We start from the raw sequence: 16,966 nt of genomic DNA, 5'->3' as shown, positions 1-16,966 counted from the left end.
GGAGACACCATGCACCGCACCGCAACGCCCGGCGCGCATCCTTCCGCGGGTGCCGCGCTGGCGCTGACCACGGCAGGCGTCGTCGCCCAGGCCCACGCCCGCTCGCAGTCGTTCGGGCTGCAGCCCCATGAGCAGGCCGACCTGCACCTGCTGGACCGCCAGACCCTGGCCTGGACCGTGGCACGCAACGAGGCCCTGTGCGCCCATGCGCGCCCCGTCATGGAAACCCTGGCGCAGCAGCTGCGCGGCACGCAGAGCATGGTGATGCTGACCGACGCGCAGGGGGTGATCCTGCATGCCGAGGGCGATGATGCCTTCCTGGACCGCGCCGGCCGCGTGGCCCTGCAGCCCGGTGCGGGCTGGTCGGAGCGCAGCAAGGGCACCAACGCCATTGGTACGGCGTTGGCCCTGGGCGATGCGGTGCAGATCAACGGGCGCCAGCATTACCTGAAAGCCAACCAGTTCCTCACCTGTTCATGCGCTCCCATCCTGGATCCGCAGGGGCAGATCCTCGGCGCGCTGGACGTGAGCGGCGACCGCCGCGGCCACAGCGCCCACACGCTGGCGCTGGTGCGCATGTCCGCCGCGATGGTGGAGAACCACCTCTTCGGCAAGGTGTACGAGGATGCCGTGCGCCTGCGCTTTCATGCGCGCGTCGAGTTCCTGGGCACGCTCATGGAAGGGCTGGCGGCGTTTACCCCGCAGGGGCGCTTTCTGGCGGCCAACCGCAGCGCGCAGTTCCAGCTGGGGTTGTCGGGACCGGCGCTGGCGGCACACACCTTCACCTCGCTGTTCGGCCTGTCGATGGGCGCGCTGCTGGAGCATGCGCGCCGCTCGGTGCCCACGCTGCTGGCGCTGCAACTGCCGGCAGGCGTGTCGGTGCACGCACAGGTGGAGTTTGCGCCACGCGGCGGCGTCACGCTGCCAGTGTGCCCGGACGTCCCGGCCGAGGCCCCGCCGCCGCGCGCGCGGCCTGCTGCGGCCCCCGGCCTGTCCAGCCTGCGCTACCTGGACACGGGCGACGCCCAGCTGGCGCAGGTGATCGAGCGCGTCACGCGGCTGCTGGGGCGTGGCGTGCCCACGATGATCCTGGGTGAGACGGGCACCGGCAAGGAGTTGCTGGCGCGTGCCATCCATAACGACGGCCCGCGCGCGCGGGGGCCCTTCGTGGCGGTGAACTGCGCGTCCATTCCCGAGTCGCTGATCGAGGCCGAGCTGTTCGGCTACGAAGAGGGCGCCTTCACCGGCGCGCGCCGCAAGGGCAGCGTGGGCAAGATCGTGCAGGCGCACGGCGGCACGCTGTTCCTGGACGAGATTGGCGACATGCCGCTGGCCATGCAGGCGCGGCTGCTGCGCGTGCTGCAGGAGCGCAGCGTGGCGCCTCTGGGCAGCACGCGGCAGATCGAGGTGGACGTGAACGTGGTCTGCGCCACGCACCGCAACCTGCGCGCCATGATGGCCGACGGCCAGTTTCGTGACGACCTGTACTACCGGCTGAACGGCCTGGTAGTGCGACTGCCTGCGCTGCGCGAGCGCACGGACCTGGCGGTGATCGTGCAGCGGTTGCTGCGCGCCCAGCATGACTCTCCCGCCGCAGACAGCCCCATACCGGTGGCGCCCGAGGTGATGGCGCTGTTCGCTGCCCACCCCTGGCCGGGCAACCTGCGCCAGCTGTCCAACGTGCTGCGCACGGCGGCGCTGTTGGCCGAGGGCGCGGACGCGATCACGTGCGCGCACCTGCCGGAGGACTTCCTGGAGGAATGCGAGGCGCTGGCGCAGCAGGGCCGCGTGGTGGCGCAGGCGTTCTCTCAGCCAGCGGTGCCGCCAGCGGACGGCGCGCGCGCCGCGGCCCCGGCTCCGGCCCCGGCCAGCGTGCGGCCGCTGGGCGATGTGGCGGCCCATGCGCTGCAGCAGGCACTGGATGCGCACGCGGGCAATGTCTCCGCCGCCGCGCGCGCGCTGGGCGTGTCGCGCAACACGGTGTACCGCTACCTGCGCGCGCAGTCGTGTCGCTCCTGAAAAAGGAGCGATTTGCGCTGGTTGGGCGGGCGATTCAGCCGAAATTGACCTGAAAAACGCCGCCGATACAGCGCGAGTAGCTATTAAATAAAGAGCAACTCTAGAACAGCGTCACTGGCCGCCCGTTGGCGGCGGCCCCAGCGCTTCGATGGCGGCCCATTCCTCGTCGGTGTACAGCCGTGAGCGCGTGAGAAAGCGCATGCCCGTGGGCCCTTCGAGCGAGAACATGCCCCCGCCGCCCGGCACCGCATCGATGAGGAGGTGCGTGTGCTCCCAGTACGCGAACTGCGAGCGGCTCATGTAGAACGGCTGCCCGGCGATCTCGCCCAGCAGCACGTCGGCATCGCCCAGCAGGAACTCCCCGCGGGCAAAGCACATGGGCGCGCTGCCGTCGCAGCAGCCGCCCGACTGGTGGAACATCAGCGGCCCGTGCTGGGCCACCAGGCGCTTGATGAGCGCCGTGGCCTCGGGCGTGGCCGACACGCGGGTGGCGGGCGGCGCTGGCGTGGTCATGGCGTTGCCTGTGCCGCGGCGTCAGGCCGCCATGTCCAGCACCACGCGGCCCTGGATCTGGCCCTTGTGCATGCGCGCGAACACGTCGTTGATGTTCTCCAGCTTCTCGGTGCGCACCGTGGCCTTCACCTGGCCGCGCGCGGCGAAGTCCAGCGACTCCTGCAGGTCCAGACGCGTGCCGACGATGGAGCCGCGCACGGTCACGCCGCGCAGCACCATGTCGAAGATGGGCAGAGGGAAGTTGCCCGGCGGCAACCCGTTGAGCGACACCGTGCCGCCACGCCGCACCATGCCCAGCGCCTGCTCGAAGGCCTTGGGCGACACGGCCGTGACCAGCGCACCGTGCGCGCCGCCGATCTCCTTTTGCAGGAAGGCGGCCGGGTCGGTGTCGCGCGCGTTCACCGTCACGCTGGCGCCCAGCTGGCGGGCCAGCGCGAGCTTGTCGTCGTCCACGTCCACCGCAGCCACGTTCAGCCCCATGGCGCGGGCGTACTGCACGGCCATGTGGCCCAGGCCGCCAATGCCGGAAATCGCCACCCAGTCGCCGGGCTTGGTGTCGGTCACCTTCAGGCCTTTGTACACGGTCACGCCGGCGCACAGCACGGGGGCGATGTCCACGAAGCCCAGGTCTTTCGGCAGGTGGCCCACGTAGTTGGGGTCGGCCAGCGCGTAGTCGGCAAAACCGCCGTTGACCGAATACCCCGTGTTGCTCTGCGACTCGCACAGCGTCTCCCAACCGCCCAGGCAGTGCGTGCAACAGCCGCAGGCCGAGTGCAGCCAGGGCACGCCCACGCGGTCGCCTTCCTTCACATGCTTGACGTTGGCGCCCACGGCGGCGACGAAGCCCACGCCCTCATGCCCCGGGATGAAGGGCGGATTGGGCTTGACGGGCCAGTCGCCCTCGGCGGCGTGCAGGTCGGTGTGGCACACGCCCGAGGCCTCGATCTTCACCAGGATCTGGTCGGCGGCGGGGGTGGGCACGGGCACCTCTTCGATCGTCAGCGGCTTGCCGAACTCGCGGACCACGGCGGCTTTCATTGTCTTGGCTGGCATGGGATAAACCTCCTTCTCTGTGCAAATGAACGCAAGGGGAGCCCCCGTGCACCAGCCGCCCCCGCTGGGACGGCCAGTGGGGGCGCTGTATGGGCTTAGAAGAAGCCCAGCGGCTGCTGGGTGTAGCTCACCAGCAGGTTCTTGGTCTGCTGGTAGTGGTCCAGCATCATCTTGTGGTTCTCACGGCCGATGCCCGACTGCTTGTAGCCGCCAAACGCGGCGTGCGCGGGGTAGTGGTGGTAGCAGTTGGTCCACACGCGCCCGGCCTGGATGCCCTTGCCCATGCGGAAGGCGCGCGCGCCATCACGGCTCCACACGCCCGCGCCCAGGCCGTAGAGCGTGTCGTTGGCGATCTCCAGCGCCTCTTCTTCGGTCTTGAAGGTGGTCACCGAGACCACGGGGCCGAAGATTTCCTCCTGGAAGATGCGCATCTTGTTGTGGCCCTTGAACACCGTGGGCTGCACGTAGTAGCCGCCGGCCAGGTCGCCGCCCAGGGCGGTGTTGCGCGCGCCGCCGATGAGGCACTGGGCGCCTTCCTGCTTGCCCAGGTCCAGGTAAGAAAGGATCTTTTCCAGTTGCTCCTGCGAGGCCTGGGCGCCGATCATGGTGTTCTTGTCCAGCGGGTGGCCCTGCTGGATGGCGGCCACGCGCTTGAGCGCGCGCTCCATGAAGCGCTCGTAGATCGATTCCTGGATCAACGCGCGGCTGGGGCAGGTGCAGACCTCGCCCTGGTTCAGCGCGAACATCGCAAAGCCTTCCAGCGCCTTGTCGAAGAAGCCGTCGTCGGCGGACATCACGTCCTCGAAGAAGATGTTGGGGCTCTTGCCGCCCAGCTCCAGCGTCACGGGAATGATGTTCTGGCTGGCGTACTGCATGATCAGCCGGCCCGTGGTGGTCTCGCCCGTGAAGGCTATTTTTGCGATGCGGTTGCTGGAGGCCAGCGGCTTGCCGGCCTCCAGGCCAAAGCCGTTGACCACATTGACCACGCCCGGCGGCAGCAGGTCGCCAATGATCTCCATCAGCACCAGGATGGAGGCGGGCGTCTGCTCCGCGGGTTTCAGCACCACGCAGTTGCCCGCAGCCAGCGCGGGGGCGAGCTTCCACACCGCCATCAGGATGGGGAAGTTCCACGGAATGATCTGCCCGACCACGCCCAGTGGCTCATGGAAGTGGTAGGCGATGGTGTCGGCGTCGATCTCGCTGATGCCGCCTTCCTGCGCGCGCACGGCGCCGGCGAAGTAGCGGAAGTGGTCGATGGCCAGCGGAATGTCGGCTGCCATGGTCTCGCGCAGCGGCTTGCCGTTGTCGATGGTCTCGGCCACGGCGATCTGCAGCAGGTTGGCTTCCATGCGGTCGGCGATGCGGTTCAGGATGTTGGCGCGCTCGGTGGTCGAGGTGCGGCCCCACGCGGCCTTGGCTTTGTGCGCGGCGTCCAGTGCGGCGTCGATGTCCTTGCTGTTGGAGCGCGGCACGGCCGTGAACTTCTGGCCGTTGATGGGCGAGATGTTCTCGAAGTACTGCCCGTCCACGGGCGCCACCCACTGCCCGCCGATGTAGTTGCCGTACTGCTGCTTGTAGGGGTTGGCGATGCCAAGGCTGGCGATTTCGGCCATGTTCATGTGGTGTCTCCTGAGTGCTTGTGAAGGAATGCCACCGATGCGGCGGCGGCAGTGCCTCAGTGCAAGCGCCGTGCCAGAACGGCTGCAGAGGGGAGGGGCGGTGGGGCGTGCCGCGGCTGTGCCGCAGCGGCGCAGCCGTGTGCCATAACGCAACAGTGCGTCGGCCCATGACGGAACACCCGTTGGGGGTGCAGCCGTACGGATGTGCTCAGATTGCTATGCTTTATATAGCTGCCAGCGCAGTATGCGAGGGAGTTTTAGGCGCTTTTGCCTGATCTACTCCCGCGGATCACTCGGCGCCGGGTGTGCCGCCTGTGGGGCCGTTGGCGGGCGGGGTGGGTTTGAGACGCGGCAGGGCTGCCAGATGCTGCGCTGCCTTGTGGGCCTGTTCCACGGCGCGGCGCAGGTCGCCCAGCAGGCCCGTCCACTCGTGCACGGCCGTCACTTCCAGCAAGCCCTGGGCACCCGCGCGCAGCACGGCGGCCTTGGCGGCTTCATACGCCGCGTCGAACACGGTGTGTGCGGTGTTCACCTGGTCCAGGTCGTGGGCCTTGGGATCGGCGGCGGCAAAAAAATCCAGCGCCGCGGTGAAGGCCAGGGGCAGCGCGGCCAGGGGGTGGCCTTCGGGCGTGGTGGGCGCTACCGTTGCGGGGTGCGTGACGCGCAGCGCCTGCTGGCCCACCTGGTGCATGACACGCGCCAGCGTGTCGTAGTAGCCCGCAATGCGCAGCAGCTCGGGCATCTGGTCGGCCACGTCGCGCGATAGCGGCTGGCGGCTCACGTCGCTCACAAACGCGCCCACCTGCTGCTGCAGCTGCTCCAGCGCCTGCAACTGGCGCGTGAGCTGGCTCGCGGCCTGTGCGCCGGCCGGTTGCCAGGGCAGGGCGACGGGCGCCATGCGGGTGGCATCCGACGCCAGCTGCAGTGCCAGGTGGCCTACGCGCGCCATCTCGCGGCGCAGCGCCTGCAGGGCCAGCGCGGGCACGGCGGCCACGTTGTGGTCCAGGAACTGCGCACGGGCCACGTCTTCGTCCGCCGAGCGAAAGCGTGCCAGCAGAAAGCGCGCAAGCGGCCCCGACAGCGGCCACATGAGCAGCACGCCCAGCAGGTTGAACGCGGTGTGGAAGATCACGAGCTGCGTCACTGCGTCTCCCTCACCCGTGAGCCATACGCCCAGATGATGGATGGCCGCGAGCAGGGGCGACAGCAGCGCCAGGGCCGCCGCGGCCGTCACCACGTTGAACAGCACGTGTGCCGCCGCCAGGCGCCGCGCGTTGGAAGTGGCGTGGATGGCGGCCAGGATGCCCGTGAGCGTGGTGCCCACGTTGGCGCCGATGACCACGCCCGCGCCCACTTCCACCGCCAGCGAGCCGCCCGCCACGGCCGTGAGCACCACCGCCAGCGTGGCCGACGAGGCCTGCAGCACCACCGTCATGCCCAGGCCGATGAGCACTGCCAGCGCCAGGCCCGGCAGGTCGCTGGACAGCGGTGGCAGCGCCTGCGGATCCAGCCCGGTGAAGCCCTGGCGCAGCAGTTCGATACCCAGGAACAGCACGCCGAACCCCGCCACCGCCTGGCCCAGCGCCCCGCGCCGCGTGCCGCTGCCGGTGATTTGCAGCGCCATGCCGATGCCGATGAACGGAAGGGCGAAGGCATCGGCCTTCACCGCAAAGCCTAGCCACGCGACGAGCCAGCCGGTGACCGATGAACCCAGATTGGAGCCGAACACCACCCACAGCGCGGAGCTGAAGCCCAGCAACCCCGCATTGACGAAACCGATGGCCGCCACCGTCATGGCGGTGGACGATTGCACCAGCGCCGTGAGTGCCACTCCGGTCACCAGCCCGTGCAGCGGCGTGCGCGTCCAGGCGGCCAGGATGCGCTCCAGCGCGCGCCCGGCCGCCAGCTTGAGCCCGTCGGTCAGCATGGTCATGCCCAGCAGGAACAGGCCGATGCCGCCCAGCAGGGTGCCGGCGGCAATCAGGGGAGTGGCGGTGGCGGTCAAGGCGGCGGCGCGGTGGTTTTGTTCGGGTAGACCGGTAGGTGCGTGCCGACGGGGCGGTGCGGCAGAGGCGCTTTTATTTTGATAGCTGCTCGCGCTTGCTACAAGCGCGCTGGGGCTATTTTAGGTCATTGATCGGTAGTGTGGAGCGCCTTACGGGCGGCGCGGTGCACGGCGTGCGCTGTCAGTCGTCCGCCCGCGTGCAGTCTGTGGCGGCTGCCGCCTACAGGGCCGCGGGGCCGCGCAGCGGACAATACGCGCCGGACACGACTTCGAGAAGCGATGCAAGGGGACAACGCCATGGGCAACAGCGGGCCGCAGGAGCCGACCGATTCCAGGCCGGCCAGGGATGCGGGGGCGGCGCGCGGCGCCACCGTTTCGGGCTATCCGCCGCAGCGCACCGTGCACACCGCCACGGCCATGGACGCCACGGTGCCCAGCCTGCGGTTCATGATCGGCCTGGTGATCGCGGCGCTGGTGGTCGCGGGCCTGTATTTCGGCCGTACGCTGCTGGTGCCGCTGGCATTGGCGTTCCTGCTGAGCTTCGTGCTGGAGCCGCTGGTGGCGCAGCTCAAGCGCATGGGCCTGCCGCGCCTGCCCTCGGTCATCGCGGTGGTGATGGCCATGCTGATGGTGCTGGGCGTGGGGGCGCTGTTCGTGGGTAACGAGGCGCGCGAGCTGAGCGCGCAGCTGCCCTCCTACCAGAGCACCATCCGCAAGAAGCTGCGCAGCCTGCGCCAGGAGTTGCGCGCGCCCGGCATGTTCGACGGCGCCAAGCGCACCTTCGACATCGTGCAGCGCGAGGTGGAGGCGGCCGCACCCGCCTTGTCGGGTGCCGCGCGCGCGCCGGCGGTGCAAAAGGTGCAGGTGCAGCCGCCCGTACTGTCGCCCGCCAACCAGCTCATGGCCGCGCTCTCGGCGGTCAGTGGGCCGCTCACCCAGGCGGGCCTGGTGCTGGTGTTCGTGATCTTCATCCTGCTGGACCGGGTAGATCTGCGCGACCGCCTGCTGCGCCTGTGGGGGGGCAATCTGCACCGCGCCACCGATGCCATGGACGAGGCGGGCGACCGCATCACGCGCTACCTGACCATGCAGTTGCTGGTCAACGTGAGCTACGGCATCCCCATGGCGGCGGGCCTGTGGCTCATCGGCGTGCCCGGTGCCGTGCTGTGGGGGTCGCTGGCCGCGGTGATGCGCTTCGTGCCCTACCTGGGGCCGTTCATCGCCGCGGCGTTTCCGCTCACCCTCGCTTTCGCGGTGGACCCGGGCTGGGACCTGGTGCTGTGGACGCTGGGCCTCATCGTGCTGCTGGAACTGGTGAGCAACAACGTCATCGAGCCCTGGCTGTATGGCTCCAGCACCGGGCTGTCGGCGCTGTCGCTCATCGTGGCGGCCACCTTCTGGGCGGCGCTGTGGGGGCCGGTGGGGCTCATCATGTCCACGCCGCTCACCGTGTGCCTGCTGGTGATCGGCCGCTACCTGCCGCAGTTGGCCTTCCTGGAGGTGCTGCTGGGCAGCCGGCCGGTGCTGGACGAGCCCACGCGCATCTACCAGCGACTGCTGGCGGGCGACGCGGCGGAGGCCATCGAGCTGAGCACCACCCGCATCGAGGCCCTGAAGGGCGCCGTGCCCGCTTTCTACGGCCAGGTGGGCGTGCCCGTGCTGCGCATGGCCGTGGGCGACCATGCGCAGGTGGCCACGCCTGAGCACCGCCTGCGCCTGGTCGAAGGCATGGACGCGCTGCTGGACGAGCTGGAGGAGCAGTACCCGGTGCCCGACGCCGCTGCGCAGGAGCCGGTGGTGTGCCTGGGCGGCAAGTGGGAGGTGGATCTGTTCGCGGCGCGCATGCTGGCGCATGCGCTGTCGCTGCAGCATTGCCCGGCGCTGGCGCGCGTGGAGGGCGCCATGAGCGCCGAACATCTGGATGGCCTGGACCTGGACGCCGTGCGCGTGGTCTGCGTGGTGTGGCTCGCGCCCGAGCCCACCGCCGCCGCGCGGCACCTGTGCCGCAGGCTCAAGCGCCGCTGGCCGCATGTGCACATCGTGCTGGCGCTGTGGGGTGGGGTGCAGTCCCAGCCGCAGGACGAGCTGAGTGCCCAACTGGGCGCCGACGCGCTGGCCCTGTCGCTGGAGGAAACCCTGGCCCAGGTGGCGCAGCTGCAGGGCGCCAGCGTGGAAGGCGCCTACACCCCCGCGCCCATTCCCGCGGACGACGAGGCTCGCCTGCGCGCCCTGCAGGCCAGCGGCGTGCTGGACAGCCCCGCGCTGCAGCAGCTGTGCCAGCACACGGCCCAGCGCGCGGCCGACATCTTCGACGTACCGTTGGCGATGGTGTCGTTGGTGGATCGCGAGCGGCAGGTTACGCTGTGTGCGCACGGCCCGTTGTCGGCCGGCGGGGGGCAGGCCTGCTCGGCGGGCCAGGGCCTGCCGCGCGGCCTGTCGCTGTGCGGGCATGTGGTGGCGCGGCAGCGGTCGCTGGTGGTGCCCGACATTGCGCGGGATGCGCGCTTTGCCGGCAATCCGGCGCTGCGCGAGCAGGGTCTGCGCTTTTACGCGGGCGTTCCGCTGCGCGACGCGGCGGGCCATGCGCTGGGCACGCTGTGCCTGATGGACACCGCGCCGCGCACGTTCGATGAGCGGGAAAAGCGGTTGCTGCAGGCCATGGCCAATGACCTCATGGCCGGCTGGCGCGACGCCCAGGCCGCGGGCGGACCGGCGCTACCCGCGGGTCAGGCCGCGCCATCGGCCACGGTGGGTCAGGTGGTGCCGCAGTAGCCGACGTCCGAAATCGTCCGAAATGGTCTGAAGTAGGAGCGACCGGCGCGGCCAGGGCCGGGGCAGGCCCTGTCGCCAGCGCGTTACTTGGTGCCGAAGATGCGGTCACCCGCATCGCCCAGGCCGGGCAGGATGTAGCCGTGATCGTTGAGTTCGCGGTCAATGGCGGCGGTGTAGATGGGCACGTCGGGGTGGGCCTTTTGCAGCGTGGCCACGCCCTCGGGTGCAGCCAGCAGGCACACGAACTTGATCGAGCGCGGCTGCAGTTGCTTGAGGCGCGCGACGGCCGCGGCGGCGGAGTTGCCGGTGGCCAGCATCGGGTCCACGACGATGATGTCGCGCTCTGCCATCTCGGAGGGCATCTTGAAGTAGTACTCGACCGGCTGCAGCGTGTCCGGGTCGCGGTACAGGCCGATGTGGCCGATGCGCGCGCCCGGCACCACGTTGAGCATGCCGTCCAGGAAGCCGTTGCCCGCGCGCAGGATGGACACGAGCACGAGCTTCTTGCCGTCGATGACCTTGCCGGTCATGGTCTCCAGGGGGGTTTCGATCTGGATGTCCTGCAGCGGCATGTCGCGCGTGACTTCGTAAGCCATCAGGGTGGACAGCTCGCCCAGCAGGCGGCGGAAGCTGTTGGTGCTGGCGTCCTTCTTGCGCATCAGGGTCAGCTTGTGCTGTACCAGGGGGTGGTCGATGACGTGGACGTTGCTCATGGGCTGGTGCCTCTTATTGGGGTAGAAAAAAAGATCGAGACCGGAATTTTGCACTCTGGCGCCAAGCCCCTGCGCGCGGGCAGCGCCGACGCACCGCCGGCCAGCGGCCCATCCGCCTCAGGTCAATCTGCCGACGCCGCGGTCAGCAGCTGTGCGTAGCGGGTCATGTCCACGTTGCCGCCGCTGATGACGACGCCCACGCGCTTGCCCCGCAGCCGCACGCCGCCATGGCAAGCGCCCGCCAGTCCCAGCGCGCCCGTGGGCTCGACCACGATCTTCATGCGTTCGGCAAAGAAGTGCATCGCGCTCATGAGCTGCGCATCGGTGGCGGTCACGATGTCAGAAACGCCGGCGTGGATGAGGGGGAAGGTGAGCGCGCCCAGTGCCTGCGTCTGCGCACCGTCGGCAATCGTCTGCGGTGTGTCGATGCGCACCACGTGGCCTGCGTTGAGGGACTGCTGTCCGTCGTTGCCGGTCTCGGGCTCCACGCCGACCACCTTGCACTGCGGCGCCAGTTCGCGCGCTGCCAGCAGGCAGCCCGACAGCAGGCCGCCGCCGCCCAGCGGCACGAACAGGTAGTCCAGGTGCGGCACGTCCTCGAACAGCTCCTTGGCCACTGTGCCCTGGCCGGCGATCACGTGGGCGTGGTCGAAGGGCGGAATCAGCGTCATGCCGCGCTCGGTGGCCAGGCGGCGGCTGATGGCCTCGCGGTCTTCGGTGAAGCGGTTGTAGGTGACCACCTCGGCGCCGTAGCCGCGCGTGGCGGCTATCTTTGCAAGCGGCGCATCCTCCGGCATGACGATGACTGCGGGAATCTCCAGCAGCCGCGCCGACAGCGCGATGGCCTGCGCATGGTTGCCCGACGAGAACGCGATCACTCCGCGCTGGCGCTGCGCCTCGCTGAACTGCACCAGTGCGTTGAACGCGCCGCGGAACTTGAACGCGCCCATGCGCTGCAGGTTTTCGCACTTGAAGAACACCTGCGCGCCGAGCAGCGCATCCAACGTGCTGGAACTCAGCACCGGCGTGCGGTGTGCCATGCCCTTGAGGCGATGGGCCGCTTCGGCAACGTCGTCGTAGGTGGGCAGCGGAGGGCGCGGCAGGTGCATGGCTGTGGGCGAACGCTGGTGAATGGAAACGCGGCGCGGTGCCGCGCCGCAGGCGGGTTGCCGCATCATAGCCCGACACCCGGCGGTATATGCCTCGATTGGCCTGCAACGCCCTTGCAGCAAGCGCGCCCAGCTATCAACTTTGAAACCGGGGCCGCGCGGCGCGTGCGTCAGCCGAGTTCGCTGAAGCGCTTGAGCGGCGCCAGCGCCGGGAAGTCGCCCGCGCGCTTGGCCTGCATGGCGGAGACGGCCTCGCCCACGTGGCGGTTGCTCCAGATGGCGCCCTGCAGCCAGCCCATCTGGCGCAGGCTGTCGTGCACGCCGTGGTCGCGCGCATAGCGCACGGCCTGCTTGGTGCCCCAGACAGCCACCGGCGGCTTGGTGGCAATCTCGTTCGCGCAGGCCAGGGCGCCGGCCACCAGCGTTTCGTGCGAGTCGAACAGCTGCGTGACCAGTCCGCATTCCAGCGCGCGCTCGGCCGGCAGGCGGCGGCCGGTGTAGGCCAGCTCGTTCAGCAGGCCCAGCGGCATGAGCTTGGGCAGGCGCTGCAGGCTGCCCACGTCGGCCACCATGCCGATGTTGATCTCCTGGATGCAGAAGAAGGCATCGCGCGTGGCATAGCGGATGCAGGCGGCCGCCACCATGTCCAGCGCGCCACCGATGCAGCCGCCGTGGATGGCCGCGATCACGGGGATGCGCAGCTCTTCGATGCGCGTGAAGGTGGCCTGCATGTCCGTCAGCTGGTCGAACACGGCGGCGCGCCCCTCGGGGCTGCGGTCGTCCAGCGTGATCGCGCCGCCGAAGGTCTCCAGCGCCATGCCCGCGCTGAAGTGCTTGCCCGTGCTGCTGATGACCAGCGCGCGCGCCTCGCCGCCGCGGTGCAGGTTGGCCAGCACGGTGTCCAGCTCGCGCCAGAACTGCGGGTGCATGGTGTTCATGGCCTCGGGGCGGTTCAGCACCAAGTGGGCCACGTGGTCGGTGACGGTGAGGGTGAAGCAGGTGAGGGTGTTCATGGCGCGACTGTAGGAGTGGCCGGCGGGCCGGGGCGTCGCTTGCGCGACGGTGCGGCGGTCATCGGGCACTGACCGAAATCGGCCTGCAGCGCTTGTAGGGCAAGCGCAGGCAGCTATTTGATGCATAGCAAAGAAGCGCCATCTCGCGCGGCGCCACCGGCAGGCGCCCCTCTGTCGCGGTCCAGCCGGTCTGGCGGCGAGGTATACACTTTGCCGCTGCGGCGCAGGCCGCATTTTTTGTTGGCTCCAAGCAAAGGAATCGCAGCCATGGGCGCGCAATGGAAGGCAAAGGGCAAGGCGCTGGTCGCCGATGCCAAGGGCAGGCTTTTTGGGAAGCTGGTCAAGGAAATCATCGTCGCCGCGCGCGCGGGGGCCGACCCGGCCGGCAATTCGCGCCTGCGCCTGGCCATCGAGGCGGCGCGCAAGGCGTCCATGCCCAAGGACACGCTGGAGCGTGCCATCAAGAAGGGTTCGGGCGTGGGGGGCGACGCGGTGAACTACGAGCGCGTGATCTACGAGGGCTTTGCCCCGCACCAGGTGCCGGTGATGGTGGAATGCCTGACCGACAACGTGAACCGCACGGCGCCCGAGATGCGCGTGTGCTTTCGCAAGGGGCAGATGAGTGCCGTGGCCTGGGACTTCGACCACGTGGGCATGATCGAGGGCGAGCCCGAGCAAGCCGGCGCCGACGCGGAGTTGGCCGCCATCGAGGCCGGTGCCCAGGACTTCGAGCCCGGCGAGGAAGAGGGCCAGACCCTGTTCCTGACCGACCCTTCGGATCTGGACGCGGTGGCCAAGGCATTGCCGGGCTTCGGCTTCAAGGTGCTGTCGGTCAAGCTGGGCTACAAGGCCAAGAACCCGGTGAGCATGGCCAGCCTTTCGCCCGAGGCGCAGGAGGAAGTGCAGGCCTTCCTGGCGGGCATCGAAAACAACGACGACGTGCAGAACGTGTTCGTGGGGCTCGTGGACTGATGCACGCGATGCACCGTGCCGCCAAGGCCCCCGTCCACCCACGAAAAAGCCGCTGAACAGCGGCTTTTTTTCATGGCGCCTCGGTGCTTGGTTAGCGGCGCACGGTGCCGGCGTCCTGGCCGAAGAGGATCTTCTTGGCTGCCTCGTCCACCGTGGGCGCGGTATTGATGGTCTGTGCCAGCGCGTAGGCGCGGCCGGTGGCGGGCCGTGCCTGGATGCGCTCGAACCAGGCCCGCAGGTGCGGGAAATCCGCCAGGTCCTGGCGCTGCCTCTCATGCGGCACGATCCAGGGGTAGCAGGCCATGTCGGCAATGGAATAGTCCCCTGCGATGTAGTCGCGCCCGTCGGCCAGGTGCTTGTCCAGCACACCGTACAGGCGCGCGGTTTCCTTCACGTAGCGGTCAATGGCGTAGGGCACCGGCTCGGGCGCGTATTGCGTGAAGTGGTGGTTCTGCCCGGCCATGGGCCCCAGGCCGCCCATCTGCCAGAACAGCCACTGCAGCGCCTCGTTGCGCCCGCGCAGGTCCTGCGGGATGAACCGGCCGGTCTTGTCGGCCAGGTACAGCAGGATGGCGCCGGACTCGAACACCGACAGCGGCGCGCCGCCATCCGCGGGCGCCTGGTCCACGATGGCGGGGATGCGGTTGTTGGGCGCGATGCGCAGAAAGTCCGGCGCGAACTGCTCGCCCCGGCCGATGTTCACCGGGTGCACGCGGTAGGGCAGGCCGCTTTCTTCCAGGAAGAGGGTGATCTTGTGGCCGTTGGGCGTGGTCCAGTAGTACAGGTCGATCATCGGATGCTCCTTAAATAATAGCTGTTAGCGCTTGATAGACGGGCGTTGGAGCTGAATTTGGCTTGGAACGCCTCAGCGCTTCCTGCCGCCGAAGATGCCGCCCAGCACGCCGCGCAGTATTTCCTTGCCCAGGCTGGTGCCCATGGTGCGTACGGCCGACTTGGCCATGGTCTGCACCAGGCCGTCGCGCTTGCCGCCGCGCGGCCCGGTGCTGCCGAACAGCACATCGTTCAGGCCGCCCATGAGGCCGCTGTCGCCCTGCGCCGTGCCGTTGCCGGGGGCGCTGGGGGCGGTGCTGGCAGCCTGCTCGGCGCGGCCGCGCAGCTTCTCGTAGGCGGATTCGCGGTCCACGGCCTGCTCGTAGGTGCCCGCGACGAGCGATCCGCCGATGAGTGCGCGGCGTTGCACGTCGGTGATGGGGCCGATCTGGCTGCCGGGCGGCAGCACGTACACGCGCTCGGTTTCGCTGGGGCGGCCCTTGGCGTCGAGGAAGCTCACCAGCGCCTCGCCCACCGCCAGCTCGGTGATGGCGGCCTCGATGTCCAGGCCCGCCTTGGGGCGCATGGTGGTGGCCGTGGCCTTCACGGCCTTCTGGTCGCGCGGGGTGAAAGCGCGCAGCGCGTGCTGCACGCGGTTGCCCAGCTGGGCCAGCACGCTGTCGGGGATGTCCAGCGGGTTCTGGGTGACGAAATACACGCCGACCCCTTTGGAACGCACCAAGCGCACCACCAGTTCGATACGCTCCACGAGCACCTTGGGCGCCTCGTTGAACAGCAGGTGGGCTTCGTCGAAGAAGAACACCAGCTTGGGCTTTTCGGGGTCGCCGATCTCGGGCAGGGTTTCGAACAGCTCCGACAGCATCCACAGCAGGAACGTGGCGTACAGGCGCGGCGAGTTCATGAGCTTGTCGGCCGCCAGGATGTTGACCACGCCGCGCCCGTCCACGGTCTGCATGAAGTCCTGGATGTTGAGCATGGGCTCGCCAAAGAACTGGTCGCCGCCCTGCGTCTCGATCTGCAGCAGCCCGCGCTGGATGGCGCCCACGCTGGCCGTGGAGATGTTGCCGTACTCGGTGGTGAAGTCCTTGGCGTTGTCACCCACGTAGGTGAGCATGGCGCGCAGGTCCTTCAGGTCCAGCAGCAGCAGGCCGTTGTCGTCCGCGATCTTGAACACCAGGTTGAGCACGCCCAGCTGGGTTTCGTTCAGGTTCAGCATGCGCCCCAGCAAGAGCGGCCCCATGTCCGAGATGGTCGCGCGCACGGGGTGGCCCTGCGTGCCGAAAACATCCCACAGCGTGGTGGGGCAGGCCGTGGGCTCGGGCGCGGCCAAGCCGCGGTCGGCCAGCGTCTTGCCCAGCTTCTCGCCAATGGTGCCCTTTTGGCTGATGCCGGTGAGATCGCCCTTCACGTCGGCCATGAACACCGGCACGCCGATGCGCGAGAACTGCTCAGCCAGCGTCTGCAGCGTCACGGTCTTGCCGGTGCCGGTGGCGCCGGTGATCAGGCCGTGCCGGTTGGCCAGGCCCGGCAGCAGGTGGCATTGCGTGGAATCACGCTGTGCAATCAGGAGAGGTTCGGACATGGCGGTAGTGATGGGGTGAGTCAAAAGTAAAATCGCGGCCGCAAGATTAAATCAATCAAAGGACGCTGCAGTGGCAGGACACAGTAAATGGGCCAACATCCAGCACCGCAAGGGGCGCCAGGATGAAAAGCGCGGAAAGATCTGGACCCGCATCATTCGTGAAATCACCGTCGCGGCGCGCACGGGCGGCGGCGACCCCTCGGCCAACCCGCGTCTGCGCCTGGCCATCGACAAGGCCAAGGCCGCCAACATGCCGGCCGACCGCATCAAGTACAACATCGACAAGGCCTCGGGCACGCTGGAAGGCGTGAGCTACGAGGAAATCCGCTACGAGGGCTACGGCATCGGCGGCGCCGCGATCATCGTGGACACCATGACCGACAACCGCGTGCGCACCGTGGCTGAAGTGCGCCACGCCTTCAGCAAGTACGGCGGCAACATGGGCACGGAAGGCTCCGTGGCCTTCCAGTTCAAGAACGTGGGCCAGATCATCTTCGCCCCCGGCACCAGCGAGGACAAGGTCATGGAAGTGGCCCTGGAGGCGGGCGCCGAGGACGTGATCACCGATGATGAGGGCGCCATCGAGGTGCTGACCGCGCCCGGCGATTTCGAGGCGGTGCGCGATGCGCTGGGGGCTGCGGGCCTTCAGCCGGAGGTGGCCGAGGTCACCATGCGCCCCGAGAACACCATCGCCCTGGAGGGCGACGATGTCGCGCGCATGCAAAAGCTCCTGGACATGATCGAAGACCTCGACGATGTGCAAGAGGTCTACCACAACGCAGAGCTCTAGGAACTTGAGCACCG

Annotated in this window: 13 protein-coding genes; 4 read left to right on the top strand and 9 right to left on the bottom strand. The window is 68.8% G+C overall.

The genetic code is table 11. The features are described 5' to 3' along the window. Positions 1-9 precede the first annotated feature (9 nt). A complete protein-coding gene (locus I3K84_RS04910; RefSeq protein WP_196995610.1) occupies positions 10-2,019 on the top strand; it encodes a sigma-54-dependent Fis family transcriptional regulator in 2,010 nt (669 codons plus the stop codon). 111 nt (positions 2,020-2,130) lie between these two features. Here the strand turns inward: I3K84_RS04910 and I3K84_RS04905 are convergent, their stop codons facing one another. The 4 genes from I3K84_RS04905 to I3K84_RS04890 all read right to left on the bottom strand — a co-directional run bounded on the left by I3K84_RS04905 (position 2,131) and on the right by I3K84_RS04890 (position 7,209). Continuing rightward, on the bottom strand, positions 2,131-2,532 hold the full coding sequence (locus I3K84_RS04905; RefSeq protein ID WP_047351214.1) for a DUF779 domain-containing protein: 402 nt from the start codon (positions 2,530-2,532) through the stop codon (positions 2,131-2,133). A 21-nt stretch (positions 2,533-2,553) separates the two neighbouring features. Next, on the bottom strand, positions 2,554-3,585 hold the full coding sequence (adhP, locus tag I3K84_RS04900; protein WP_172206968.1) for an alcohol dehydrogenase AdhP: 1,032 nt from the start codon (positions 3,583-3,585) through the stop codon (positions 2,554-2,556). A gap of 95 nt (positions 3,586-3,680) precedes the next feature. Further along, on the bottom strand, positions 3,681-5,204 hold the full coding sequence (gene adh / locus I3K84_RS04895) for an aldehyde dehydrogenase (RefSeq protein WP_011805141.1): 1,524 nt from the start codon (positions 5,202-5,204) through the stop codon (positions 3,681-3,683). Between the two features lie 289 nt (positions 5,205-5,493). Continuing rightward, entirely contained in the window at positions 5,494-7,209 is a 1,716-nt protein-coding gene (locus I3K84_RS04890; protein WP_196995609.1) for a Na/Pi cotransporter family protein, read from the bottom strand. A gap of 279 nt (positions 7,210-7,488) precedes the next feature. On the opposite strand from I3K84_RS04890, the gene I3K84_RS22485 reads away from it, so the two are divergent. Further along, positions 7,489-9,981 carry an AI-2E family transporter gene (locus I3K84_RS22485; protein WP_196995608.1) on the top strand — a complete coding sequence of 831 codons (2,493 nt, stop codon included), beginning with the start codon at positions 7,489-7,491 and terminating at the stop codon, positions 9,979-9,981. A gap of 83 nt (positions 9,982-10,064) precedes the next feature. Here I3K84_RS22485 and upp read toward each other — a convergent pair whose 3' ends face one another. From upp to I3K84_RS04870, 3 genes are all read right to left on the bottom strand, one after another. Beyond that, positions 10,065-10,694, bottom strand: coding sequence for a uracil phosphoribosyltransferase (gene upp / locus I3K84_RS04880; RefSeq protein ID WP_015913242.1), 630 nt, complete (start codon positions 10,692-10,694; stop codon positions 10,065-10,067). A 122-nt stretch (positions 10,695-10,816) separates the two neighbouring features. Beyond that, positions 10,817-11,803: a threo-3-hydroxy-L-aspartate ammonia-lyase gene (locus tag I3K84_RS04875; protein WP_047351211.1), complete on the bottom strand. Its 987-nt coding sequence runs from the start codon at positions 11,801-11,803 to the stop codon at positions 10,817-10,819. A 170-nt stretch (positions 11,804-11,973) separates the two neighbouring features. After that, positions 11,974-12,816 carry an enoyl-CoA hydratase-related protein gene (locus I3K84_RS04870; RefSeq protein ID WP_103738259.1) on the bottom strand — a complete coding sequence of 281 codons (843 nt, stop codon included), beginning with the start codon at positions 12,814-12,816 and terminating at the stop codon, positions 11,974-11,976. Positions 12,817-13,083: 267 nt separating this feature from the next. On the opposite strand from I3K84_RS04870, the gene I3K84_RS04865 reads away from it, so the two are divergent. Further along, positions 13,084-13,788: a YebC/PmpR family DNA-binding transcriptional regulator gene (locus tag I3K84_RS04865; RefSeq protein ID WP_015913245.1), complete on the top strand. Its 705-nt coding sequence runs from the start codon at positions 13,084-13,086 to the stop codon at positions 13,786-13,788. Positions 13,789-13,879: 91 nt separating this feature from the next. Here I3K84_RS04865 and I3K84_RS04860 read toward each other — a convergent pair whose 3' ends face one another. Together I3K84_RS04860 and I3K84_RS04855 are read right to left on the bottom strand one after the other, a co-directional pair. Then, positions 13,880-14,581 carry a glutathione binding-like protein gene (locus I3K84_RS04860; RefSeq protein ID WP_088886844.1) on the bottom strand — a complete coding sequence of 234 codons (702 nt, stop codon included), beginning with the start codon at positions 14,579-14,581 and terminating at the stop codon, positions 13,880-13,882. 72 nt (positions 14,582-14,653) lie between these two features. Next, entirely contained in the window at positions 14,654-16,162 is a 1,509-nt protein-coding gene (locus I3K84_RS04855) for a helicase HerA-like C-terminal domain-containing protein (protein ID WP_196995607.1), read from the bottom strand. 70 nt (positions 16,163-16,232) lie between these two features. On the opposite strand from I3K84_RS04855, the gene I3K84_RS04850 reads away from it, so the two are divergent. Then, positions 16,233-16,952 carry a YebC/PmpR family DNA-binding transcriptional regulator gene (locus tag I3K84_RS04850; protein WP_011805149.1) on the top strand — a complete coding sequence of 240 codons (720 nt, stop codon included), beginning with the start codon at positions 16,233-16,235 and terminating at the stop codon, positions 16,950-16,952. The last annotated feature ends 14 nt before the right edge of the window (positions 16,953-16,966 follow it).

This window comes from Diaphorobacter sp. JS3051, assembly GCF_015832135.1.
Lineage (GTDB): Bacteria > Pseudomonadota > Gammaproteobacteria > Burkholderiales > Burkholderiaceae_C > Diaphorobacter > Diaphorobacter nitroreducens.
Note: the sequence above shows the minus strand (reverse complement) of the source record. Positions and strands in the feature narration are given on the sequence as shown.